19 protein-coding genes are annotated in these 24,892 nt (G+C 39.2%); 3 read left to right on the top strand and 16 right to left on the bottom strand.

Annotated features, from left to right (window positions below; all coding sequences use genetic code 11):
- Positions 1–49: 49 nt before the first annotated feature.
- Positions 50–409 (bottom strand): hypothetical protein, encoded by a 360-nt coding sequence (locus FAX86_RS06735; protein WP_144392568.1) that lies wholly within the window; start codon positions 407–409, stop codon positions 50–52.
- A 187-nt stretch (positions 410–596) separates the two neighbouring features.
- Here FAX86_RS06735 and FAX86_RS06730 point away from each other — a divergent pair, with 187 nt between their 5' ends.
- Positions 597–1,403, top strand: coding sequence for a lysozyme inhibitor LprI family protein (locus tag FAX86_RS06730; protein ID WP_144392567.1), 807 nt, complete (start codon positions 597–599; stop codon positions 1,401–1,403).
- A gap of 18 nt (positions 1,404–1,421) precedes the next feature.
- On the opposite strand, the gene FAX86_RS06725 is transcribed toward FAX86_RS06730, so the two are convergent.
- From FAX86_RS06725 to FAX86_RS06700, 6 genes are all read right to left on the bottom strand, one after another.
- Entirely contained in the window at positions 1,422–2,741 is a 1,320-nt protein-coding gene (locus tag FAX86_RS06725) for a type II toxin-antitoxin system HipA family toxin (RefSeq protein WP_144392566.1), read from the bottom strand.
- Complete coding sequence (locus FAX86_RS06720) at positions 2,735–2,998, bottom strand: helix-turn-helix transcriptional regulator (RefSeq protein ID WP_144392565.1); 264 nt, start codon at positions 2,996–2,998, stop codon at positions 2,735–2,737. The genes FAX86_RS06725 and FAX86_RS06720 overlap by 7 nt, the downstream gene beginning before the upstream one ends.
- A gap of 137 nt (positions 2,999–3,135) precedes the next feature.
- On the bottom strand, positions 3,136–5,181 hold the full coding sequence (fusA, locus tag FAX86_RS06715) for an elongation factor G (RefSeq protein ID WP_144392564.1): 2,046 nt from the start codon (positions 5,179–5,181) through the stop codon (positions 3,136–3,138).
- 447 nt (positions 5,182–5,628) lie between these two features.
- Positions 5,629–6,102 (bottom strand): hypothetical protein, encoded by a 474-nt coding sequence (locus tag FAX86_RS06710; RefSeq protein WP_144392563.1) that lies wholly within the window; start codon positions 6,100–6,102, stop codon positions 5,629–5,631.
- A 325-nt stretch (positions 6,103–6,427) separates the two neighbouring features.
- Positions 6,428–8,086 (bottom strand): P-loop ATPase, Sll1717 family, encoded by a 1,659-nt coding sequence (locus tag FAX86_RS06705; RefSeq protein WP_144392562.1) that lies wholly within the window; start codon positions 8,084–8,086, stop codon positions 6,428–6,430.
- 30 nt (positions 8,087–8,116) lie between these two features.
- Positions 8,117–8,689: an MBL fold metallo-hydrolase gene (locus FAX86_RS06700; protein ID WP_144392561.1), complete on the bottom strand. Its 573-nt coding sequence runs from the start codon at positions 8,687–8,689 to the stop codon at positions 8,117–8,119.
- Positions 8,690–9,303: 614 nt separating this feature from the next.
- Between FAX86_RS06700 and FAX86_RS06695 the strand changes: the two genes are divergently transcribed.
- Positions 9,304–11,343 (top strand): hypothetical protein, encoded by a 2,040-nt coding sequence (locus FAX86_RS06695; protein ID WP_144392560.1) that lies wholly within the window; start codon positions 9,304–9,306, stop codon positions 11,341–11,343.
- A gap of 193 nt (positions 11,344–11,536) precedes the next feature.
- A complete protein-coding gene (locus FAX86_RS06690) occupies positions 11,537–12,070 on the top strand; it encodes an NUDIX hydrolase (RefSeq protein WP_144392559.1) in 534 nt (177 codons plus the stop codon).
- 2 nt (positions 12,071–12,072) lie between these two features.
- Here the strand turns inward: FAX86_RS06690 and FAX86_RS06685 are convergent, their stop codons facing one another.
- From FAX86_RS06685 to FAX86_RS06645, 9 genes are all read right to left on the bottom strand, one after another.
- The gene (locus FAX86_RS06685) at positions 12,073–12,768 is read right to left on the bottom strand and encodes a response regulator transcription factor (RefSeq protein WP_144392558.1); all 696 of its coding nucleotides are present in this window, start codon (positions 12,766–12,768) and stop codon (positions 12,073–12,075) included.
- 1 nt (position 12,769) lies between these two features.
- Entirely contained in the window at positions 12,770–14,554 is a 1,785-nt protein-coding gene (locus FAX86_RS06680; protein WP_164503485.1) for a sensor histidine kinase, read from the bottom strand.
- A gap of 75 nt (positions 14,555–14,629) precedes the next feature.
- Positions 14,630–16,468: a vWA domain-containing protein gene (locus FAX86_RS06675; protein WP_144392556.1), complete on the bottom strand. Its 1,839-nt coding sequence runs from the start codon at positions 16,466–16,468 to the stop codon at positions 14,630–14,632.
- Positions 16,469–16,733: 265 nt separating this feature from the next.
- A complete protein-coding gene (locus tag FAX86_RS06670) occupies positions 16,734–18,395 on the bottom strand; it encodes a PKD domain-containing protein (protein ID WP_144392555.1) in 1,662 nt (553 codons plus the stop codon).
- A 70-nt stretch (positions 18,396–18,465) separates the two neighbouring features.
- Positions 18,466–19,353: a vWA domain-containing protein gene (locus tag FAX86_RS06665; RefSeq protein ID WP_144392554.1), complete on the bottom strand. Its 888-nt coding sequence runs from the start codon at positions 19,351–19,353 to the stop codon at positions 18,466–18,468.
- 249 nt (positions 19,354–19,602) lie between these two features.
- The gene (locus FAX86_RS06660; protein ID WP_144392553.1) at positions 19,603–21,501 is read right to left on the bottom strand and encodes a winged helix-turn-helix domain-containing protein; all 1,899 of its coding nucleotides are present in this window, start codon (positions 21,499–21,501) and stop codon (positions 19,603–19,605) included.
- Positions 21,502–22,048: 547 nt separating this feature from the next.
- Positions 22,049–22,789: a hypothetical protein gene (locus tag FAX86_RS06655; protein ID WP_144392552.1), complete on the bottom strand. Its 741-nt coding sequence runs from the start codon at positions 22,787–22,789 to the stop codon at positions 22,049–22,051.
- A gap of 305 nt (positions 22,790–23,094) precedes the next feature.
- Positions 23,095–23,874 (bottom strand): glutamate racemase, encoded by a 780-nt coding sequence (gene murI / locus FAX86_RS06650; RefSeq protein WP_144392551.1) that lies wholly within the window; start codon positions 23,872–23,874, stop codon positions 23,095–23,097.
- Positions 23,875–23,881: 7 nt separating this feature from the next.
- Complete coding sequence (locus FAX86_RS06645) at positions 23,882–24,781, bottom strand: LysR family transcriptional regulator (protein ID WP_246128511.1); 900 nt, start codon at positions 24,779–24,781, stop codon at positions 23,882–23,884.
- Between the last annotated feature and the right edge of the window lie 111 nt (positions 24,782–24,892).

Below are 24,892 nucleotides of genomic sequence, written 5' to 3'. Positions count from 1 at the left end.
CTAAAATAAATGAATAAGTATCACTTTGACCCGCCAGTAGGATGACGTGCTAAAACATGATCTGGAAATATCGATGGGTGATTTTCGGTCCGTTTATAGGAATCCAGGTATCAACATCCTTGCTTCCTAACACCGTGTAATAGACATCCGGCAATTTTCTATCTTGCATAATTATCATGTCATGGCCATTGTACAGAACACCGCAATGGAATTCACGAAGTGTCGGTTTCTCTGGTTGCCAATATAACCTTTCTAATAATCGATTATTGGTGGTTTCCACAACGTCACTCATCAACTTATTGTCGAGTTTATTTCCAAGTTCAAAAAGATCGAGATTAGGTATCTGTGGTTGTGAGAAACTGACACAACAGTATGCTATTGATAAAAGAGTAAATATTCGCTTCACCATAATAATTTACCTAACGAAAGAGAAGCGAGATTGGGGTTAGAACTTTGTTCGATCGCTTAAACTAGGCTAGTATTTTATGTCTTAATACAGAATTTTTTCTGGTGTATACATGAAGAACTCTTTATTTCTATATTTATTCATACTCATCTGTTCAGCGTCAGCAATTGCAAAATCTAGGAATCTGAGTTTGGAACAAAAAGCATCGGATACTTGGTCTGGCATGCAGAGTCCATCTTTTAGCTGTGATGACAAACTTAATAGTGTTGAGACTTTAATCTGCAAAAAAGATTCTTACAGCTTGAAAGGGCTAGATAATAAATACGCCTGGTACGATTTACTTTATGCGGAGTTTGGAGATTACACCTCTGACAACCTGATGAAAAAGCAAGAATGGCTACAAACAAGAAATTCATGCGATGATAAAGAATGCATCAAAAAGGCGTATGAAGAACGAATTAAAAAGCTAAAAGCGGCACTCATTACAAATCAAAAAGAGAATAAGCCCGGCTGCTTATCTAATCCTTGGAAAAAAGCCTTTAGTCAAGCAGCACACTATGACAAACCGATAGACTCAATATCTATAACGAGTGGCGGTGGTGAGAGTCGTTACGATATCGATGGAAATAATCAATGGGATCTGCAATTGCACATAAATCCAAATCCATGCAGTGCAACCAACTGTTGGTATAATGTATATCTTATAGTAGAAGTCAACGGTTGCTTCGAAGCGATCCCAGTGTCTATTAATAGAAGTTATGCTCAGAGCCATCTTGATCTCGATCCAAGAATTTTTAAGGCATACGAAAAGGGTCCTTTTGTAGAAGGGTTTAAAGTAATGGTCTCTTATGATGTCAGTGGTTGCGCGGGAGGGAGTGGAACCAAACGCTTCGATGGTTTAAATAAGAATACCCTCCAATACGATTACTTTGCTTCGATTAAATATGAGTGTGGGAAAGAAACATCTATTAATATACGAGACCTTTCAAAGAAGTAATTCGAATGTAACGTTTATTTATTTTACTATTAGTTTTTTCGCTTGTTCTGCCATTAATGATAGAACCGAATCTTCTATATATTTTGGAAATTTATCAGGTAATTGATTTGATACGAGGTCAAGAACTGAGTCAACTTTACTGATAACGTCATCAATTAACGTATTCCCCTCTTCTTCGGAATAACCAACTCTCTGTGCCTGCGCTACAAAATGGCGACGCTGTATTTTCTCAATCACTTTATGTCGATTTTTACTCTTAAGACTCATGGCTATTGTAGCCTTTTTAGCTCGCATTTGATTGGGTCCTTCACCCAGTATAGGAGCAACAGACAATACATCGTATAGAGGCGTCAATAGATAATTTTGACGATCAATGTGTTGAATAGAGAAGTTTTTTGCATGACCGTCTGTTGCAAATAGTAAATAAAATATTATTTGCGATTTAAAAAATATATCACGGTCAATTGCTCTTTGTGACGAACTGTCGAGAACTCTCATACACTGCTCTATTCCAGGCCCTCCATCACTTTCATATTTCAAATGCATAGAATGTCCCAATGCCTGACAGAAATCCTCTTGCGGTATACGCATTATCCATTGTTTATCTAAAGACAGTCGGCGATCAAATCGCTCAACAATGAGTACTTTTTGATCTTCGAATTGTCCGATGTCGCAGCTTGCGACAGGAAGACCGAATGCTTCCAGTATTTTTGAACACAACCATTCATTTTCAACCGACCCACTCATATCCGCCTGAATGTTCGCAACCAATCCTAAAGGTAATTTGAAAATATGCGTTGTCGGTGTGGCTCCCGTTGGTCGATACCATTGATCTTTATGCCAGAGTAAAGCTGTTTTTTCTTGCGCGCCTGCAAGTGATAATCGCAATTCATCTTCGACTTCTAATCCTAACGTGTCGTCAGACAAAGTATTTCTTAATAATTTTGCAACGTCCGCCTCATTCAATTGTTCGCCTTCTATGGACTTTAAGCTTTCTGGCTCCAGCCCTTCAGGTAAAAGTTGTAATGCTCCGACACAATCTCGTCCAGCTTCAGCAAGTAAATCAAACGGTTTAGTCGAGTCTGCTCTCAACTTTTTCGCCAAACGCCGGCGAATATCGTCGTGGTCGGGTAGCAAATTATCAAAGTAATTAGCGACTGTATCACCCTGGTAAGCATCGTTGTTGGGCGTAAAAGGCAAAGATAAAGACAAAGGGCGACCTATTGGATTGTTAACCCAAGCTTCATAATATTCAAATCGATCGCGACCTCGATTAATCGACCACTCTCCGACAGAATGGCCATTCATCCATACAATAAGCTTTCGAGCTTTTACCATTGCTCACTACCTTGATCAGAAACTAGTTTCGAGGCACTTCCCATTTCATCCAATAAGTCGACTCTAACATCTAGTAATCGAAGTACTTTGAACAACCTCTCTAAAGTCACATTTTGCGGCTTAGCCTCAATTTGCTGGTAGGTTTGTTGGCTTATACCAAGCTTTTCAGCGATAGCCTTTTGTGTATAACCCCGCTTTTTACGGAAACTTTTTAACAAAATTGCTAGCTGTTCTGGGGTTTGCAGTGGATAACTCATAATATTGCCTTAAAAATACAGGTAATAGCCTGTTTTTTAACAATACAGCTTATAGACTGTATTTGCAAATTACAGCTTATAAGCTGTAATTTGACAGTTAAGCAACAAAGGCGGCTTTCGCCGCCTTTCCTCCAAGATTAAGATTTCTGATCGATTAACTCTCGTTGAATCGAGTCGGGCACAATATCGTAGCGTTCGAAGTTCATCGAAAAGCTTGCTCGGCCTGCGGTCATCGATCGGAGGTCGCTTATATAGCCAAACATGGTCGATAACGGAACAACAGCTTTAATGCTTACCGCGTTACCTTTCGATTCTTGTCCGCTGACGATTCCTCGTCGCTGTGACAAATCGCCCATGCAAGCACCGACATAATCCATCGGTGTAACAACTTCGACAGCCATCATCGGTTCTTTAAGCTTAGGCTTCATCGATTGACTCGCTTGTTTAAACGCTTCTCTTCCCGCAATTTGGAAAGCTAATAATGACGAATCATTATCGTGCGTTTCACCATCGGTCAAAATCGCTTTAAAGCCGCTGCATGGATAACCGCTTAAGACGCCATTTTGCGCCGCTTCTCGTATGCCTTTTTCAACACCGGGGATAAACTCCTTCGGTATTGAACCACCGACAACATGGCTTTCAAACTGAATGTCGTCGTCTTCAATAGGCACAAAAGATACGTGCACAACTGCGAATTGTCCGGAGCCACCGTCTTGCTTTTTGTGGCGATATACCACATCGCAAGGCTCGGTGAGCGTTTCACGATAGGCCACCTGAGGTTGGCCTGTTTTGGTCCCGACATTGAACTCGCTTTTCAGTCGTTCAATAACGATTTCCAAATGCAATTCACCCAAGCCCGATAAAACCGTTTGGCCCGAATCGTTTACCGATACGTTAAGACTCGGATCTTCTTTGGTTAATCGAATAAGCGCATCCGATAACTTACTGTCTTCCTCTCGCGAGTCGGCTTCAATCACCCGGTCGATCACTGTCTTTGGAACCTCAATCGATTCCATAAATAACGGTGTATCGATACTCGTTAACGAGTGGCCGGTTGTCGTATGTTTCAAGCCGACGATAGCAACAATGTCTCCCGCTCTCACTTCGCTTATGGGTGTTCTTGCCGTCGCCTGCATTAACACCATACGACCGATTCGTTCGAATTTACCTTCCGTTGCGTTAACGATTTTATCGCCCGACTTTAAAGTACCGCGATAGACACGAACATAAGTTAACGTACCGTGTTTATCGTTAACCACTTTAAACGCCAAACCCGCAAAGGGTTGTTCTGAGTCCGCCTCAAGCGAGACACTTTCGCCGGTTTCTAACCTGGCGTAGGTTTCGCTTTCTTGCGGTGCTGGTAAATAATCCACTACCGCATTTAGCAAACTTTGCATGCCGATGTTTTTATAGGCCGAAGCGCATAACACGGGTACGCAATAACCCGACAAACACCCTTTGCGTAACAGCTGTTGGATAACAGGGTTATCTAACGATTCGCCCGCAAACCAGGTCAACATAATATCGTCGTCAAGCTCAACTAATTGCTCTTCTAAAAAATCACGATACTCTTTTGCCTTATCACAATACGACTCTGGAATATCGATAACTTTAAAGTCCCCAATATCATTGGACTCCCAAACCATAGCTTTCATTTCGATCAAATCGATGACGCCGACAAATTCGTGATCGTCAAACATTGGCAATTGCACCGCAACAGGCCGAGTATTCAATCGCTCTTCCATCATACGAAGGACGTTTTCAAAATCGGCACCCGCACGATCCATTTTGTTAACCAACGCAATGCGTGGGACATCATACTGATCCGCCAATCGCCAGTTCGCTTCGGTTTGTGGCTCAACACCGGAGACAGCATCGAACACAACAACCGCACCGTCTAAAACGCGAAGCGATCGATGGACTTCAACATGAAAGTCCACATGGCCCGGGGTATCAATAATATTGATTTGATGATCGTTCCAATGAACCGCAACCGACGCACTACTAATGGTGATGCCTTTCGCTTTTTCTTGTTCACTGGAATCGGTTGTCGTATTACCGTCATCCACATTACCCAAGTTATGAGTTGCGCCCGCCAAATAAAGCATGCGTTCTGTCGCTGTGGTTTTACCAGCGTCAACGTGTGCAATGATGCCAATGTTTCGTAATTTTCGAAGTTTCATAAAGTCACCTATTAATTCTTTAGGCAATAGTTTGCCCTGGAGCATTGCTCCATAAATTCAATACAAAAAGATGACTCGTCTTTAGCGCGGTTTTAAAAAACCGAAGGACCAGAAGAAAGGCACGAGAACTCCCTTCCCTGGCCGGGAAAAATTACGTCGAGTAATTTGTCAAAAGTTCTCATAATCGTTACCAATGTTAATGTTTAAATAATAAAAAACCCCGGGAGCAAGGCCACCGGGGTTTTTAAAATTCATTCGGAGGCCCAAAGCCTCACTTTTGAGGCTTACATCAAAACACAGAAATAGCTGAACGATCGCAAACGGTGTTGCGCTCAGCTTTAATGTTATTTGTGTTTACGTTGATGTTCATAGTTTGTTCCTCAAAATTTGGCGGGATAATAGCACTTAACTAATAGCGCCGCAATAATTTAAGCCTTGGACGAGATTTCAAATATCAACATTAAGAAATGATGTACTTTCAATATAGTTTTTTTTAAAAGGGTCAATTAGCTTTTTCAATCTCGGAATTACGACTGAATCAGGATTGTTATGCCATCCGTAGTAGTCTTCCATAGTATAAATTTCTGTTTCTTCTTCTTTCGTCCAGTCTAAGTCATCCAATGTATAAAAAAGATGCCAGACCGCCTTATACGCTGATATTTCATTCCTTTCAAGCTTATCAGCGAGCTCGCCGACAAGATAGCTTTTATCGAGCTCGAATTGTATTTGAAAGTTATCCGTTAATATGGCTTTAGCTTCTACAATGTCATAACACAAGGCGGCTTGTTCTATCCAAGGTAAAGCACCGTCGTCATCATATTGAGCATATGCCCAATCAACGAAGTCTTGGACTGTCATTTCGTATTTGTCGAGTTTTCGGTAAAAAATAGAAGCTTGATAGTCTGTAATGTTCGTATTCATTCTAAAGAGGGCTTAACATTGTAACATAAAAGAAATAATCAGCCATGACATAATTTCCAGGGTCTATCCTTGAATCATCCTGACATTTTAACACTTTATAACCTTCCCTATAAACAAGCTGTTTTCTATGATCAGTTAGTTATTTAATAATAGGTAAAAGTTCTTCTGGCGATTCATCTTTAAAACTCATGACTTTTTTAAATAAGTCTGAACTGTTCTTTAATAATTTATATTCTTAATTTATAGATTCGTAATTCATCGGGTTACTTACTATTGTGGTTAATCCCCTCGAAGTTATTATGCTGCTTAGAGACTATATTTGCTTTTATTTTTGTTTTCTAGTGTCATTATGAGTACCAAGCACTCGCCAAAACATTGGATGAATATAAAAGTGAGATGACCTTTTTACTTCAGTTTCAGTTATTGTAGGCGTATCGATAAACGCCCAAATCGCAGACTCATGCCCATCTCTTTTTATTCCAACGATTCCAACTTTATAGAAAATTGAAAACAATCTATTTATGTAAGTGGCCCTCGAAATATCTTTATTAGTAAGGTCCACAGACCAACTAGAGATATCATCTGTTGTTGGAAATTCTTTTACAAAAATTTCGGAAGCTAATTTCTCAATTTGTTCTCTAGAAATATCAGAATGCGTAAACCCGTTCTTCTTCCTTTTTAGAATATCAACAACAAGCTCTAATGACGGATACTCTTCCTTCCACTCTTGACAAACAGCTTCCAACCTCTCCCTAGAATATGTCACTTCTACATCTTTTATTTTAGCTGAATTTATACTTGACTCACCGACAGCCTTTTCTAAGCACAAGTTACAGAAAAAGATAACATCTCGAGGTCTCATCATTGTTCTTTCAAGTATCCAACTCAGAGTATCTTGATTTCCAACATGCCTAGAAAATATATCATAAAACTTCGCATCTTTCTTCTCATATTGACGTTGAAATAGCGAACCAACTCTAAGGTCTAAAAGTTCTTTCAGCTCTGAGTCAGACCAACTTAAGTTCAACATATAGTCGCGCTGCTTATCTTCTTGGAAACTAGCATCTCTCGTTCTGTTAAATACAGTTTGAAGTAAATCTTGTCTCATAGCTAGTAAAAACTTAACCGTTCTTACTTTACGAAAAGAAACTATTGTATTAAATAAAGCTCTAATTAATTTAAATCGTGTTTTATTTTCCACCCATGTTTCATCTAACTTATCAATTAAAACATAAAACTTTTGCTGCTCATCAGTAAAAACATCCTCGCCTAAAAGTTTTATCACACGATGAAGCTCTTGAATTTGAACACTATCGACTGCACTTTGAACTCTATTTTTAATTTGTTGTTTTTCTTCTTTATTTAAGTTCTTAGTTACCACAAATTCATCGGAAATATTAACAAGTTTAGGAACGCCACCTCCCACTTTGAGTTTATTATTCAACTGCTCTTCTATTTTACTGGTAATTTCTTTTACCCTTTCTTCTACTGGGAGCCAAAATTTATCATGCCATTTCACAAGGTATTCGACAGCGACTTCTTTAGATTTATCTTTTCTAAAAATATTTAAGAGTTGGTCGATAGTACTTCTAGCACTACTTTCATCGGTTATTTTATATTTATATTTAATTAACTCTATTGCAAAAACATGTTTCCACAGGAGCTGATAAAACGGGTCTAGATTTACACCGCACTCTTCTAGTAACTTAATAACATTTGAGTGTGAAATATAATTAAGAGAGAGTTCTTCAGGATGTATTTCAATGATATTTTCTTCACGGCGCTTTACTATTTCTAACAGCGCAGACTTCCCAGAACCAGTACGACCTAATATTATGCTTCTGTCATCACGAGTGTTAACTAAAGTGTCATAGTCACCAGTATCTACAAAACAATCATAAAGATAATCCCTATCATTTTCAGCTGCCATTGCACCTAACTTTAAATGTTTCTTAAGTTTGAATTTAAGTTGTTTTTTTGACAATTTAACTCTCCCACCTTTCGAAGCATGGTTTTAAGAAAGTTTATAATTAAAAACAGGCCATCCATCCCCAACCAACACAGTCTCAATCGACTCAATATCCTTTAACCTATTTACCGAGTCCATCGCCGCCTGTTTATCCGTTAATTTCGCGTAGGGCAGCATGCATAAGCTTCCGCCCTGGTGCGATCGAATGAGATCGCCTGTAATAAGCGTAGTATTTTCTATTAACAATGCCAGTTCGCCGGGAGTTTTGGAGCCGTGCATCTCGAATACTTGCATTCCTTCAATGAGATTATCACCTTCTCCAATCCAGTGGTCGCATTCGATAGGAAAAGTATCTTTTTCTCCTTTGGGGCCAACGAGCTTAGCTTCAAGAATGGTTGCGATATTTTTAGCATCGCGAATATGGTCGGAGTTGGTAATAACAACGTAGTCTGCACCACCAAGAGATTGCAGATGCTTTAAATCGTGCAGAGAGATAGACAGCGGATCGAACACCACGTTGCCCTGCTCGCGCACCCAAACATAACTGTGAAAATCGATATCGCGCTCGGGGTTAAATTCGCTCCAGCAATAGAATTGTTCGTTGTGGCATTTTTTCAAAGGAAGGGCTCCTTTATTGTGTAAAGGCCTTCTACCATAACGTATTTTTATTTTATTGTCTTTTTACCGTCATTTTCTAAAAAGAATGCTGTCGTTAGGTTTTCGAAAGCTTTACGATTTTAGAAACTTCAACGCGTCAAAACGAACTTTCAAATACTTAGGCCTAATGACTGCAGATGACAAAAGTTATGAGAGCAAGAAAAAACCGTATTGTTAAATTTGAAAATATTTTCGTGAATCTTGATAAATGAAAGACCAAGTGCAAGCTCATATTAAATTCATAATTTTTATGTTTTTCTAAGATCGAACGCTCTTTTGATTAAATATCAACCAGGCATTATCGATTACAGGCTATTTTTTCAGCTGATTTATCAAAATTTGTTCCAACCAGAATCTCGTTAGATTATAATCTGCTCACTTTGACGAATGGATTCGGATAGTTGCCTTACTTGGCAAGGAATAGAATACATATTAATCAAACCGCTAAGGTCTGATTCAATAACATTCAATCTTTTTATCACGGAAGGTTTTGATAATTGAGAAAGCTCGCGGCAATTTTTCGCAACTGCTTTCCAATATATTTTGTACAACGGAGAATTCCCTGCGAGACCATTATGAAATTAATAAATAATGCAATAACGTCACTATCGATAAAGGTTTTTTCTTTCCTTTTGTTTGGCACTCTCTTATCGGCCTGCGGCGGAGGCTCATCGGGAGGTTCCTCAGGCGGTAATAATGAAAAAGCTTTTGAATTTGCACAATCAACTCTTAAAGTCGATGTTTACGATTACGACAACAACTCTCGAACTGACGAAGTTTATGTCAACATTTCAGACAAATTACGAGACCAAATCGCCAACGGCAAAGACATATATGCGTTTATTACTCAAACCGATCAACGATTCAGCTATGTATCGGCTTCTGTTTCAGGAGAGCGAGGCAAAGTATCCATCGACAGTAATTTAATTGATGGTCTTCCTGTTGGCATTTATACCAATGTCATTACGTTAAAACTTTGCTTCGACCAGAGCTGTAGTAAGACCATCGGCGAAGACAAACTAACTTTTGTTTTTGGCCGCCACGATACTCCTGAGCTTTCTTCACGAAGAGTTGAATTCGAAAATATTGAAGGCGCAGAAAACAACCCCGGAGAGTTTTCGATTGATTTTAAAACGATGACGGTTCCGCAAAGCCAAATTTCTTATGATATCGATTACACGAGTAACTCTGCCGATTGGCTAAGCATCGACACAACAGTGAATAATAATACTGCAACATTGGCATTAAATGGTCTGGAGTCGAGCTGCGGAACAAAGCATGCCAAAGTTACCGTGAATTTCACGTCAGAGGGTGGCTTAAGCGATTACTATACTTTCGATGTTGTTTACTCTTACGATACAACAACACCAACGATTTATACGGCTTACCCTAAAGTTCACTATACCAATCAACCCATTCAAGTATCATTGACTGGATGTGGCTTTAGAACGCTTGATGATATTGCGTTGAATAATTTAGATGTCGTTTCTGTTAATCGCCGCGAAGATTTTCGCTTAGACGTAACAGCGAATGCGGTAGATGAGAGCGGAACTGTCTCTGTCAAATTAACGGAGTCGACTCAAGAGGAAAACCTGCCTGAGTTAACGGTGAAGAATCCATCTAACTATGATTTCCAAGTATTCGAGTTTAACGGCAATATTTCAGATCCTTCAACCGCTGGTTTTTACGATGCCATTAATGATGTTATTTACGTTGAATTCGACTTCGGCTGGAAAGCTTTTAAATACGAGTCGGATTCTTGGGTTGAAGATGATAGCTTTAATGGCGATCTTGTTGATAACGCCATGACTTCAAGAGACGGTACTGCACTTTATAAAGTGACTGATAGCGAGCTGTTTAAGCTTGATGCCACCAACTATGACTTATTAAGCGCTAATGATTCCTATGCTAACTCCCTAGGTTCTATTAACGAATTATCCAATGGCGATATCTTGATGGGTGGCTTGTCGAGCAGTGGTAATCATTACCTATATTACTTTAACTCTGCATCAGAAGACTTTTTCAGTTCAGTTGAAGTTGAACAAGGTAGAAATCCAATAGTTAAAACAACGCTTGATGGTTCGAGAACTTACTTTTCAACCAATATTGAAACAGCATTCTTTCGCTATGATGCTGGTTCTGCTAAACAAGAAAAACTCTCTGAAGAACCACTTAACTTACAATATGCATCATTGAGTCAAAATGGCCAACGATCTCTATTCTATTATTTTGGCAATTCAAGAACTATTAGTATTCGTAATGATGACTTTGAAGAAATAGGAACTCTTCCACGTGCAATACCTCAAGGAGAAGGCGAAAACAGTCACGTTGCACGCGGCGCGACCTTATCGAAAGATGGTAATACAGCTTACGTTTTTTATGATGAAGCAAACGTCGAAAACAATACATATATACTACAATACGACTTAACACCGCTTTCAGAAAATGAAGAACCAGTTTTAACGCAGCGATTTGATATGCAACCAAGTTTATTTAATCAGAGTTATATGATGATGTATCATTTCAACTTATTCTTAAGCGCTGATGAAAATACGCTATTTATCAACGGTGATGATAAATTGGTTATTTTCCCTCTGAATAATCCCGCTAGTTAATTCTTTTATTTGGCTACTTTCAGTGACAAGAGGTCATTGAAAGTAGCTTTTAAACAACTCCTCTAAACCCTTCCTTCTTAAATCATTATTAATGACGGAACAAGTGTAATAAGATACTTATCTTCAAGACTATACGATGATGATTCGCTATTATTAATTTCGAAACATTCATTAGATTAAAGGATATGTTCTCTTGAAAACACTGGCACTACTGCTCTTTTCCTTATCCAGCCTGATGATATCGGCAAGTGGCTCTATCAGCGATTTTCATCGATTACTTATTTTTAATGAAAAGAATGAGTTATTAGTCGTAAAAATTAAGGATAAGCCTTTTTGGGTAACCACCGGTCGCTACGACAAAGGTGAGCTTTCGGCCGAAGAAGGGTTGCACCTACTTGCTAAAAACTATGGCTTTGAAATATCGAAACCGCGCTTCGTCGGTAAGTTCGATTTACTCAATGACAAAGAAGTGCTTTCTGTTCGCCATTTTTATACGGCTAAAGTGAAGTCTGGAAAACTAAAACTTCCCAAGGGTATAGAGTCTGGCGAATGGCTCTCAATTAATGAGTCATATAACCGAGTCACCTTTCCACATATTAATCTTTTGACTAAGCACGTGCTTGATAATCCAGATGATGTATGGGCCGCCACCGTTAGACGCTATAAAGAAGGTGACCAGTTCAAAGCAGAAATAATCGAGCCTTTTTATCGGCTATCAGAAGATTAGATTTAAGTATTTTTTCTTTCGTTCATTAAACAGTACCCAACGCCTCGTACTGATTTAATGTAGTACGAGTTGTCGTGTGTTAAGTCGAACTGCTTTTTCAAATTAGATATAAAATTATCAATAGTTCGATTATCGACATACACGTCTTTACCCCAGCACGCATCGAGTATTGCTTCACGAGAAAGCACTTCATTTTTATGTTCGAGTAATAATTTTAGAATACTAAATGCTCGCGAAGTTAAATGCAGTTCATCGTCATTGTATTTTGCTGTCATCGATCGCCAGTCAACGGTACGCCCATTAATTTCAATGGTATTTGTTTCGACTACCGCAACGGGACGACGTAATAATGCTTTAATGCGCATTAAAAGCTCTTTCGAGCGATAGGGTTTAGAAACATAATCATCAGCACCACTTTCGAAGCCCTCGACGACGTCCTTCTCCAGGCCACGTGCCGTTAACATCAATATACGCGTTTCGATGGATTGATTTCTGATCCATTGCGAGAGTTCGTAACCATCGCCATCGGGCAACATAATATCCAGTACCGCCAAATCAATGGTAGCACTTTCAAGTATCGGCTTTGCCTCAGCGACTGTTGCAGCCTGTTCAACAATAAAGTCTTCTAGCTCAAGAAAGTCTGCCAATGTTTCGCGTAGATTTTCGTCGTCTTCAACAATTAATAATCTTGTGCTCATATTAGTGAAGTACCAATTGCCATTGTGTGCCCGTATTAAAGGGGAGTTGTTCTTTCATATTGTCCTGCGGCTCTGTTATTGGCGCGCCTTCTGATTTTGATTGGATAATACTTATATTGCCATTATGAAGTTGCATGACTTTACGCGATAACGCTAAACCAAGTCCAAAGCCTTTTTTATGTTTTGTATTTGCTTGAAAGAAAGACTCAAATATTTCTTGCCATAGTTTAGGGTCGATACCAATACCATTGTCGGTAACGATGATACGCTGCTCATTATGGTGGATATCACTTTCAAACGTAAGTTCAACCCGTTCATTCGTGTTGTATTTTATCGCATTAGAAATGAGATTGAGCAACACTAAGTTAAATAATGGTTTATCCACATTAACTACATACTCAGAGTCGATGTTGTTGTTGATGATAACTTGATAAGGTAACGTCTCTTTAATGTCGTCAATCAATTGTTTTAAAGATACTTTAGCTCGACTAATGCTAAGTTGCTCTGTTTGCAAGCGGTTAAAAGATAATATGTTATCGACCATGAGCCACAAACGGTCAGCTTCACTCTCGATACGCTGTGGATAGTTCTTCCCATCCAAATTTTTGGACAGTCTCTTTTGTAAGGTTTCTGCCATAAGCCGAATGGAGGATAAAGGCGTTTTTAATTCGTGACTCACCAAGTTGACGAAGTCTTCTTTCAATTGAATGTATTTTTCTTTACGTTGCTGTCGCTGTTGAATTGCTTTGACAGCATAAATGGATAACGCCACCAAGATTATTAATATAATCACTTTTATGATCATAAACAGTTGTTGGCGTTGTTCTTGGGCTTTCCACGATGGTCGGTCAATCTTTAACGTTAACTGACTGGAATCTTCAGGCAAAAGATTAAGATCCCAAACAATGGCATCGGTACTATTCAACTGACCTCTAGCGACCAGTCGATCATGCAACAAGTTAAGTTCTTTCATAAGGTCAATGGGAGCCAGAATGCATTCTTGAGTATTCAACTGACGGGATATAAATTCCTGTCCTACCGTAAGTTCACTCTGGCAATGATTTTCGGTCAGCTTGAAGTTTGATTCTAGTATAGCCGAGCGATAACTTCTGAGCCGATCAAGCGGTAAATTGATTCGTTCTGCAAACTGTTCAATTTGTTCAAATAACCTTCTCACATCTTCTCGGTTGAAGAGTGATGCATTTTCAATTAACAATTGAAAGACCGATTTAATTTTATTCTGTTCTGATTGAAAGCCTTCAAACAAAACTGAATTAACAAAGTCAGCGCTCCATCGATTTTTTTTATCAATTTCTAATAGCAACAAGTTTGAGACGATTTCTTCTTTAACGCTCAATTGATAATTTTCTTTATGGCCAAGGAAAATGCGAATGAATTGTCTTAATGATTCGTTATCGCCATTATTTAGCGCCGATTCGATAGTACGAATGGTTGCAATACGATTTTGCATGAGCTCTGATAACTGCTCAGAGTTTTTTGCATTGGGCTGCTCTAACAATGCAGTAACGTTAGTCCAATACTTACCCCAAAATGATTCAGTATTCGTCGCCTGTGGAGGAAAGACTTGTTCTTGATGGTTGAACCAGTAAAAACTCGGGTGATAGTTGGTCCAATTTGACTGCAGTTCTTGATAATTCTTCGGAAGAGAAGCGAATATTTGCTCAAAACGATGTATTAAAGAACGCTTGGTGGCATCAGCCAGGAGTTGTTGATTACTGGCCAATAATGATTGGTTATGCCGGTACTCAACCGTTAGTAACCACAAAAAAAGAATCCCTCCCATTAAAATGAGAGGGATAAATGCAGACTTTTGGAATTGTTTTAACATGTCTGATTAAAATTATTGCAGCAGTGGCACGCGATCAATATCAATGGTTGATATCGGGCCATGTTCATGAAAAGGATCAACCCGTTTATCAAGTAGAGCCGCTTGCTCGATAGCCATGCTTAATTGTTGAACGCTGTCTTTACGCTGATAAGTCGCGGGCAGTGAAACCAATAACTCATCGATTTTTTGATAAGAATATAATCGCGACCAGTACGACTGACGTAATTTTTCAGCAAAGGCTGCGGCGACAGCAGACAGACGTAAGTCTGACGATGCGAGTAGTACGTTGTTGCGAATCACCGAAGCAGGGATATCTTTTTTCAACGTACGCACTTTTTCACTCATGGGATATTTATAAGCGATGTTTAATGTCCCCAAATCTTCATTCTTATCCGTAAGTTTAACTTCGTACAATGCCGTTACTCGATAACCCGCACCCAATTCGCCACCATCTTTTTTAGCATCGAGAAAATCCTTTTTGTTCAGGTGACGATTTTCATAACCTAACAAACGGTAGTGAGACACTTTATCGGTATTAAACTCAACCTGTACCTTCGCGTCTTTTGCCACGGTTTGAATATTTTGCGTTAACTTTTCAACAAAGGCTTCTTGAATATCTTTGTAGCCAGACAAGTACAAATAGTTACCATTTCCTTTATTGGCTAATTGTTCGAGTAAGTGATCATTGTACATGCCAATTCCCACACCAACGGTTGTTAAGAAAACACCTTTTTCTTTATAACCTTCAATTTGATTTAATATTTGCTCAGGTTGCGTGCTACCCACATTTGCCATTCCATCCGACGTTAAGATAACGCGATTGTTAAATTCGGCATCGAACATTTGATCGGCTAACTTATACCCAAGTTGTAATCCGGCAGCCGCGTTAGTACTGCCTTGAGTGTAGAGCTGACGAATGGATTGATTAATGTATTGAGCGTTACGAGCTTCGGTGGGAGGAATAACCACGTTAGCGCCATCGCTATACGTCACCAAAGCAACTTTATCATTATCGCGCAATTGCGAAACTAAGGTGATCATCGCTTGCTTAAGCATGTCTAATTTATTATCGGCAGCCATAGAACCAGAAACGTCAGCGACAATGACCAGGTTCAAAGGTTTTCTAGCTTCTTCATCGATCTGTTTGGTTTGCACTCCCAAATGAAGTAAGTGGTAGCCTGGACGAAATGGTGAAGGCATGACTTCAGCAGAAAGACCAAACAACTCTTCCGAAGGTTGGTATTGATAATCCATGGCATTGATAAATTCTTCAACGCGAATCCCTTCTTTAGCAGGCAGTTGATGTCGTTTTAGCATGTTTAACGCGAGTTTATACGATCCGTTATCGGCATCCATTGAGAAGGTAGACACCGGCTCGGCTTGCGTAAGCACGGTTGGGTTAACACCGTAGGCCTTGAATATTTGATAGTTGGTGTTGCGATGGTAAAACTTGGGCGGCAATTCAGGGTGGGGAACAATTACTTTTTCTGCTCTCGCTTCACGTTTACGAACCGAAGCCGACTGTTTCCCTCGCTTTTTAGCTTCAGCCAAAATTGAAGTTTGCGGTGCTTGAGGAGCAGGCGCCGTAAGAGCGTCCTCTTTGATATTTCCTCTTATACTAGACCCAGTAATAACCACTTTTTGGTCTTCGCTATCGCTTTCAACCTCAACCGGTGTCTCTGCTGCAATCGCTTCTTCCGCAACTACTACATCGGTAACAATAACTGGCTCTTCCTTTTGCGGCTTTTTCGTTTGAGCAACTGGACCATCGTCACTGGTGGTGGAACACGCAGCGATCATCACCGTTAGCGACGCCGCTGTTAAGGTTTTAATAATTTGATTCGTCTTCATCTTTATATCCTTCCATAACTGAATGACTTCAGTATAAAAACTGCTGGATAAGGAATTGTCATGGGTTTGTCATAAGCCTATCACAATTTAGGAAAATCGCTGTTTTGGCGTAAATTTCCAATGTATTTAGTATCTTAACGATGAAGAAGCTGTGTTAGGGTTGAATCAATATTGGGTAAGAGAAGGCAGAAAAAAGTAAGAGTTTGGTAGTTGGGCAGGCCGATAACCTGCCCAAGTTGTTACACGAGTTGCTAACTAATCGAGGTTACCAGTCGCCGCCCCAGTCACCATCGTCGTCATCATCACCTTCAATCGTGATAGGTACGATAGTGTGAACACCAGGTTTGTACTCAACCTTTATGTTGTAAGTACCTGGACTTGCGTACTGATGGCTGACGGTTTTTGCATTCGCAATGTCATTCACATTGGAATAACCACCATCACCCCAGAATACTCGGTAGTCTTGTGGGAACTTACCGGTGTATTGATCAACACACGAGCGAATACTGATGGGTAAGGATACGTTTCGCGTGGTCGAATTAACGGTTGGTCGTAACTCCGGTGAGAACGCCGTGCTACCAGGATTCAAGAAATCGAAGAATAACAAGGGTTTATTCCAAACTCTCCAATATCTAGGGCCAAAGATAGCATTACGGAAAATGCGTACTTCACCAGTAATACCCACTTCAAATTCAAGAGTTCCTAAACCTGCATTAACCCATTCTCGAGTACCGTCATTATCACCATCGCCACACAAGTTGCCGTAATACCCGAAAACTTCAATTGGGAAGTTGGGTTTTACACCCACTTGAGCGTATAAAAACCATTCACCGTAAACGTAGGGGCGAGCCGCAACATGAACGTAAGGCGCTAAACTAAGTTTGGCACTAATCGAAGCACCTAATGAATTGGTTAAGTTGTCGTTCAAGTCAAAGTGATTGGATGTATCTCGAGTACAGGATCCTAAATTACATTTGTAATTGAAATGACCTCTAAAGCGAACTGGCTTAACCAAAGCAACCTGACCTTCTGCTCGAACTTTGATGTCACCGGTACCAATTTCAATCGGTACTTTCATCGCGATTCGGACAGGAACAGGGCCAACCATAAACCATTTATCGAGAACTTTAGGTTTTGCAATTTCCCATTTGAAATCACCAAAGTTGTGTTTCGCAACACCGGTGAGTTCAAAAGAACCCGCAGCTTCGTAATTTGACTTCAGATCCAAATCCGTTACCGAGACACGCTTAGGAATGCATCCAAATCGAGTACGCTTGTAACGATAGGTTAAGTCGAGATCAATGTCGGCATCGATATCAATATTACCTTCGAAATCGATATAGGCATTGTTGCCTCCAATTTGATGATTCTTCGACAAAGTTTCATCAATGCTTTTAGAATAGCTCTTTGACTTATAGCGCCAGCGTCGATGACAAATAATGAACTTGTTGTTTTTTGCACTGGCCCCTTGTTCTTCCAGAACAATATCTTCGAGTCCCATGCGTTTGATGTAATCCATCTCTTCTTGATAGGTTTTTAACGCTGCAACTTCGGCATTGATGATCCAGGTAACTTCTTCTGGATTGATTTGCTGTGTACTTTTTGAGTAAGCATTGGTTTTTGGATCCCAGTCTCCACCCCACTCGTCTAACTCAGCTTCCATCTCCATTTTTTCCGATAAAGGCAATCCACCATAACGGTAAGCATTGTCGATTCCGGTTTGACCTTGAATATGAAATAACTCTGCTTCACGAGTGATCCCATTGTGATCGATATAAGTTACGCGACGTAGCTCATAGCCGTTGCCAGAGTTAATTACCGCATAATCCAAAGGAATCATATCCTTTTGACCAGTTTTTGCATCGACAATGTCCGTTATAGACATCATCATTACAAAACTGAGTAATGTAATTAATCTATTTTTCATTTTAAGCTCCTACTAAAAGGCGTACATGGGTACGCCTTAATTTTGATAGGTATTGAAGTCGTTGGTTAACTTACCAATCGCCGCCCCAATCGCCGTCATCACCGGAATCATCTTCACCAATGTTACAACCCGTTCTACAGTCATCATCATCTTCAATAATGAGCGACTCGCCACCAGACAAAGTAGCTACAGCAGTTAGCTGCTGAACTTCAGATGAAGTTTGTGTTGGAGCCGGATTTGGTGATGGATAGGGAAGTGGATAAGGTTTTGGGAAAACTTTAGCACCTAACTTTGAGCGAAGCTCTAGTTCTGCTTCTTCATAAATGGTGTCATCACCAGCTGCTCTCAAGCCAACATTTCCGTCAGGATCAGTCAACATAGCGATATCAAACCGAATCATTGGAAATTCGTTCAAGATTTTGTCTTGAATATGTTGAGTGACATAGTTAGAACCACCACAGATTTGCGATGAGTTTTCACCGGCATCAGTAATAGTAAGCATTCTTAAAGTATCACCTCGATTGTACTGAGTACGTAATTCATCTGCATTCAAGCAAATAGAATCGCCTAAAGCAGTACTTCCGCCTGGACAACTTAATGAATTGATTTTGTTTCTTAGAGCGTTAACGAATGCTCGGCCTTGCGAATTAGTCGATGTATAAGAACTTGTGTTTACAAAATCGACATTAAAAAGCTGACGGGTAATTGAATACATTGCGCCAGGTGTGGAAAAAGCTTTTACGTTCAATTTATCAACGCCACGATCCAATGCTATTTCAATATTCGCAATCATTTTTTCTTTAGCGAAGTTACAGCGTGTTTGACCATTATCACGAGTACGATTCATCGAACCTGTTATATCCATCGTAGCTGTCGCAATAGTATCGGCGCTGACAGTTGAACTGAAAGTAAAAAGAGTCGAAGCCACAGCGGCACAAATACCTAGTTTACGAAACATAATTATCTCCTGTTTAAATATGTTGACTGATGTTTCGCAGAGGAAAGTACGGCAGATCGAGACGTGTAATCTTGAAAGAAACTTTGAAAATGACGTTTATTTTTGATTAAACCCGAATTCAACCCAAATTAAACCTATTAACCGGTTAAAAACGAACAATTTTCAAGCAAGTTTTAGCGTAAGTCGCAGAGAGCCTTTAAATCGTTGATAAATACACCAAAGGAGATTTTTAACATAACTATGATTGATTTAGTAACTGACTCTATAATTTCTAAAAATTTGCTTAATTGAATCACAAAACTGTTGAGAAATTCCTTCACAATGTTTTTCCGAACGAGCAATAATTAAATCGACATCCTTGCCGATAATGTAGCGATTAAAATTAAAAAAAGAGCCTAATAAACGATCTAACCCGGATAAATATTGCTCTACATTGACATTTTTTGGATTGGAAATTAACAATTGAGATAGAGCTTCATGCTCTAAAACGTACCAAGAGTATTGATTTCTTGATCTAATGGAAACGTATTTATATTGAGCTAGCTCTTTGTCACTAAAAAATATTTTATCTGGATGATTGAAACGTATTTTCAACGCGATCATTTCAAGTTGCATGTAGTACCCGATATTATCCGAATACTTTTCAATCAAGTCAGTCGCTTTATCTAATGCCACATGGCTGAGTTTTAGTTTATTCGAATAGAAAAGTGACTTTGCGAGATATAAATACAACTCAACTTTAAAGCTTATTCGAATCTCTTCATGTCGATTAACGATCTGTAATGCGCTTTGAAGGTAATTAGTTGCTTTATCAAAATTGCCAACGAACAAATAGTATTCGCCCAAAAGCCAATTTGTTTTAGCTATCTCAGTATCGTATTCCGACAAAGCTTTTTCTTTCAACATCAAAGCTTCTATCAAGTACTGATGGGACAAACTCACCTCTTTATGCAATAAATAATACGCCCTTGCCATACTTTCCAAGGCATTGGCCAAAGGAACTTCAGGTGGATCATCCAGGCTTTTTAATAACTTTATCGCTCGGTTCAAAATTACTTCTTTATTGCTTATTCTCTTTTCAAAGTGATTATTTAAAACTAGCGCTCTAGCTAATAGTTCTTCTTTATTGTTTTCGAGACTCTCTAACCGGCTAAGAGATTCGTGGGCAAACTGCTTTCCTTGCGTATAAGCATCTTCACGATCACACATTGGATAAACACAGTACAAATAAGCTTTACCCAGCCAAAAAGCACCTAAAGCTTTATCAGTTTCAGAGAAATATTCCTTTTGCACAAGATCGTAAAATTTTTGAGCAAATAGTAAGGCCTCAATACGCTTATCCTGTCTCAATAATATATCGACCAACTCAAAATGAGCTTTTGCGTACACCTCTGGATTACTTTCTATATTCAGATAAAGACGTTGAATTATCTTTTCATACATCAATTTTGCTTGTTTAAAAAATCCAAAATGCTTGTATTTATCTGCCAGCTCTAAGTAATCTGATTCTTTACTAACATCAATATCAATAGACTTCACGAGTTCAGCATATTGATTATCCAATTGTTCTTTTTCTATTCCGATAATAGTATTAATTGAATAATCGTAATCATTTAAACTATTTAAATGATTACCAAAGGAATAATACGCCACTGTTGCCAATGCAATTACGGTGATACAAACGAATAAGGGCAAATAATATCGCTTTAAAGCATTGTCGCCCTTTAATGAAGAAACTTCGTTCTTTTGATTTTCAGAATTGTTCTGATTACTATCGTCTGAAAATTCAACGATATCCATATCGAGCAAGTAACCACGCCTGGGAACCGTTTTTATTTTTGTTTTATTATCGTCTTGAAGTAATGCTCTTAACTCCCAAATGCTACGTTTGAGCGAGTTTTCGGTAATGTATTTTCCGCCCCAGATGCTCTCAAGGAACATATCGGAAGAAACGCATTTATTTTTGTTTTTTATCAGCAGTTGTAAAACTTCAGCAGTTTTCTTACGAAAGTTTTGCTCTCCATGATCGGGGTGATAAATACTTTGGTTGGAAAAATCGACTTTATATTGATTATTCAAAAGCCATTTGTCATGAATAGTTTCTATTTTTTGCTCATCGTCTAAAGTATCATTCGTGTTATTTATCATAATAGAATACCGATCAACCAGGGTTCCTTTTCTAATTCATCGAAAAATGAGCTTATTTAATTTATCTTCAGGTAAGAAGCTTGCAAAATCTGAATTAAATCCATCAATGAATGATCATTAAGCAGCATTTAGTCCTTTGCTGTTAACGAATAAACAACATGATTTATACATTATCGCTTCAACTTTAACATTAACTATCACTCACCGACTATGTGAAATAATTACAACTTTGTTATTCATGAATAAATACAAACAAAAGCACACTTGTTTTTAAGCATTTGTAATTTGAATTCTTAGGCGTAATGGCAATTAGTCTAATTTATAAATCTTTATTACCACTCAATTCGAGATAATTTATAAAGATTTATTTCCTAACGCACATGTTGATGATGTGTTTAAAAGATATCCTTTAATAAAGGCTAATTAACTTTAAGTGATATGAAATATTATTAAAAGTAAATGAGAAATATCAATGCAATCCGTTGCCATTAATTCCTTATTTGAAAAGCTTTTGAATTTTTGAGTTACAATTTGGTGATTTACATGATTATGGCTTTGTAATAATTGGATCAACCAATGCGTATTGCTGAACAATCGATTGCCAAGTTGTTTCGATTTCGGGAATAAGCGCTTTGAAAGCTTGTTGCTCCGTTAGTTTTCTAAGCTCATCAACAGCTTCAGATTCAGACCAACTATTTGCCTGTTTCTTTTTTTGCGCCGTGGACTCTGCAATGCCATAAAGATACTCCGTTCGCACATCATAAAACGCAGCCGACGCGGTTGTAGAGACAGAAACATCTCTATCGTCCATAAAACCTAATGACACAATATTTAATGGAGATAAAGTATCTTCCCCCACATGAAACGCAGTATCGAATGTATACACCAGAAGTATGTCTGCTCTAAGACGTGCCGCTGCATTTCTTAACACTTTTAAGTCATCGAGCTCTGTTGGTAATAGGATCCGATTAACAGGAGCAAGGCCACGAACGGCCATTAACTTTGAGAGTCGATTAATGTCGTCATCAGACTCAATGTTACGAGTTGTAACCACACTGTAACGACCATGACCGTATGAATGCTCATCAAAATTTCGATAACCTGAAGCTTGTAAACGAATAATGGCAATGTTTGCAGGAAAGTTTGCTGCCGGTTGTTTGGCCATTAGATCATTAATTGATGCATCGGATAATGCACTAAGTGGTGCCTTCCCTCCGGGAGTTGTGTAAGAAGTTGAGCAAGCAGAAATCAACCCGAGAGTGAAGAGAAAAAGTAATGTTCGAATCATTTTGATTTATTCAGTAATTAAGTTTGAACATAACTTTAAACAATCCATGAGGAAATAATGTCATCGTTATGTCATGACATCGTCATAGCTTCTTTATTTAAATTGGAGAATAGCAATCAACCAAAAAATCAGTCCCTTGATAGCTAGTCCATATTTTTAATTATCAAACCATCTTGGCTGTTACACCCAAATTCCAAACGCAGGATGATCCTATCGTGTAAAACGTGGATGCAGTACAAATAACGAGCGTTGCTATATTACGTTGACAGGATAATCGACATTTATTTCAATTTTTTGATGGTGATTTAATTAAATTCAATTTTAGTAATATTAAAACTGAGGTTTTTTGTAAAATCTTGTTCATAAGAATTACCGGTGTAAAAGAACACAGGATAATCTGTGGAAGATTTGTCGCAATTATCTTTGATGGGCAATAGTACTTGCTCAAGTCGGCGTGCGATGGCTTCGCCCGAATCAATCCATTCAATATAAGGCGCTATCAACTTGAATTCATTACGGAACCACGGAAAATGGGTACAGCCTAAAACACACGTATCAACGGCTGCATTAATCAGTGGCTGAATGATTTCTTGCAACGCGTTAATGTCCGTCGGCAAACCGTTGAGTTTCATTTCTGCCATGGTAACCAGTGGTTGAGAAGCAACTCGGATTACTTCACAATCACTCGCAAATTCAGCAATGAGCTTGTCGGTGTAAGGCCGATTTACCGTGCCTTCCGTTGCTAATAATCCTATCTTTTTGTTTTTGGTCAATTTCGCTGCTGGTTTAATTGCCGGTACAACGCCAATAAATGGAAACTCAAATCGCTCCCGCAAATAGTCTAAAACCGCTGTACTCGCTGAATTACAAGCGATAACGACAGCATCAATGGCATGTTGCTTGGTGATTCTTCGAATGAGCAATTCCATACGTTCTTCCAGCGCTTGCTCAGTTTTTGTTCCGTAGGGGAAAAATCCGTTGTCTGCCAAATAGTGACAAGTAATATCAGGGATAAGCTTGATAATTTCTCGATGAACGGTTAATCCACCAATTCCCGAGTCCATAACTAAAACTTGGTGCGACATTAATAACTCACTTACGTGATTTCGCTTGTTGCATAAATATATCCATCAATAATCGAACCGCGGGACCTGCTCGCTCTCCTCTGGCATTAACCAGATAAAGATGAATACTTCGAGTTTGTCCTTGATCGAGTGGCAATGGCACTAGATCACCTTGTTCAATATCGTTCTTCGTGTAACCAGTCGGGAGCCAGCCATACGCTAAACCACGTTTTACCACCTGCACCGATGTCGAAAAATGCGATGTCGTAATGCGTTGTTCGCTTCCTAACCAACCTGCATCTTGTTTACGTTTTATACCTGAATCACGTAATACAACTTGCCGGTGAAGTTCCAAATCGGCATGTGTAAGTGGATGATCGAGCTGCAGCAAAGCATGACTTTTATGGGCAACCGCCAACAATTCAATATTGCCAAAAGACTCACCGACAAAACCGGGCGGTACACGCGGAGTAATGGCTAAATCAGCTTGTCCATCGAGTAATACTTCATCCGTACCTGAGAGCGAAGTTTCCAAAAACCGCACCCTAGTGGGCTGTTCACTTTGCTCAGAAAAGAGCTCAATGGCATCAAGCACTTCACTAATCGGAAATATGACATCAACGGCAACGGTCACTTCCGTCTCCCAACCGTGTGATACGCACTCGGCCAGCTGCTCAATACCATCGGCTTCTTCAAGCAATTTCCTAGCTTTTCGCACCATGATGCCACCAAGATCCGTTAATTCCGCCTTTCGTCCATTGAGTCGCAATACTTGGCCGCCCAACTGTTCTTCCAGACGCGAAATTGCGTAGCTAACGGTCGACTGACTTTTACTTAAAAGCTCTGCGGCTTTTGCATAGCTGCCTTCATCAACCACCGCCACCAGTGATGCCCATTGCTCGAGTGTGATTTTGGGAGAAAAGCTCATTAGCGTGCTCATATTATAGAAACGAAAAACGAATCATCGAATCGATTTCATTAATTATCATCTAACAAATCGATTAAACCTATCTATTTTCGACCATTTAAAATCGACTGG

The sequence above is a fragment of the Pleionea sediminis genome (genome assembly GCF_007570825.1).
GTDB classification, from domain to species: Bacteria; Pseudomonadota; Gammaproteobacteria; order Enterobacterales; family Kangiellaceae; genus Pleionea; species Pleionea sediminis.
This window is presented reverse-complemented; position numbering and strand designations above follow the sequence as displayed.

Bases quoted from the DNA above. Each gene is read 5' to 3' on its own strand.
- fusA (WP_144392564.1), bottom strand. From the start codon at position 5,181: ATGAAACTTCGAAAATTACGAAACATTGGCATCATTGCACACGTTGAC.
- FAX86_RS06665 (WP_144392554.1), bottom strand. From the start codon at position 19,353: ATGTTTCGTAAACTAGGTATTTGTGCCGCTGTGGCTTCGACTCTTTTT.
- FAX86_RS06720 (WP_144392565.1), bottom strand. From the start codon at position 2,998: ATGAGTTATCCACTGCAAACCCCAGAACAGCTAGCAATTTTGTTAAAA.
- FAX86_RS06710 (WP_144392563.1), bottom strand. From the start codon at position 6,102: ATGAATACGAACATTACAGACTATCAAGCTTCTATTTTTTACCGAAAA.
- FAX86_RS06670 (WP_144392555.1), bottom strand. From the start codon at position 18,395: ATGAAAAATAGATTAATTACATTACTCAGTTTTGTAATGATGATGTCT.
- FAX86_RS06675 (WP_144392556.1), bottom strand. From the start codon at position 16,468: ATGAAGACGAATCAAATTATTAAAACCTTAACAGCGGCGTCGCTAACG.
- FAX86_RS06660 (WP_144392553.1), bottom strand. From the start codon at position 21,501: ATGATAAATAACACGAATGATACTTTAGACGATGAGCAAAAAATAGAA.
- FAX86_RS06685 (WP_144392558.1), bottom strand. From the start codon at position 12,768: ATGAGCACAAGATTATTAATTGTTGAAGACGACGAAAATCTACGCGAA.
- FAX86_RS06725 (WP_144392566.1), bottom strand. From the start codon at position 2,741: ATGGTAAAAGCTCGAAAGCTTATTGTATGGATGAATGGCCATTCTGTC.
- FAX86_RS06655 (WP_144392552.1), bottom strand. From the start codon at position 22,789: ATGATTCGAACATTACTTTTTCTCTTCACTCTCGGGTTGATTTCTGCT.
- FAX86_RS06695 (WP_144392560.1), top strand. From the start codon at position 9,304: ATGAAATTAATAAATAATGCAATAACGTCACTATCGATAAAGGTTTTT.
- FAX86_RS06645 (WP_246128511.1), bottom strand. From the start codon at position 24,781: ATGAGCTTTTCTCCCAAAATCACACTCGAGCAATGGGCATCACTGGTG.
- murI (WP_144392551.1), bottom strand. From the start codon at position 23,874: ATGTCGCACCAAGTTTTAGTTATGGACTCGGGAATTGGTGGATTAACC.
- FAX86_RS06735 (WP_144392568.1), bottom strand. From the start codon at position 409: ATGGTGAAGCGAATATTTACTCTTTTATCAATAGCATACTGTTGTGTC.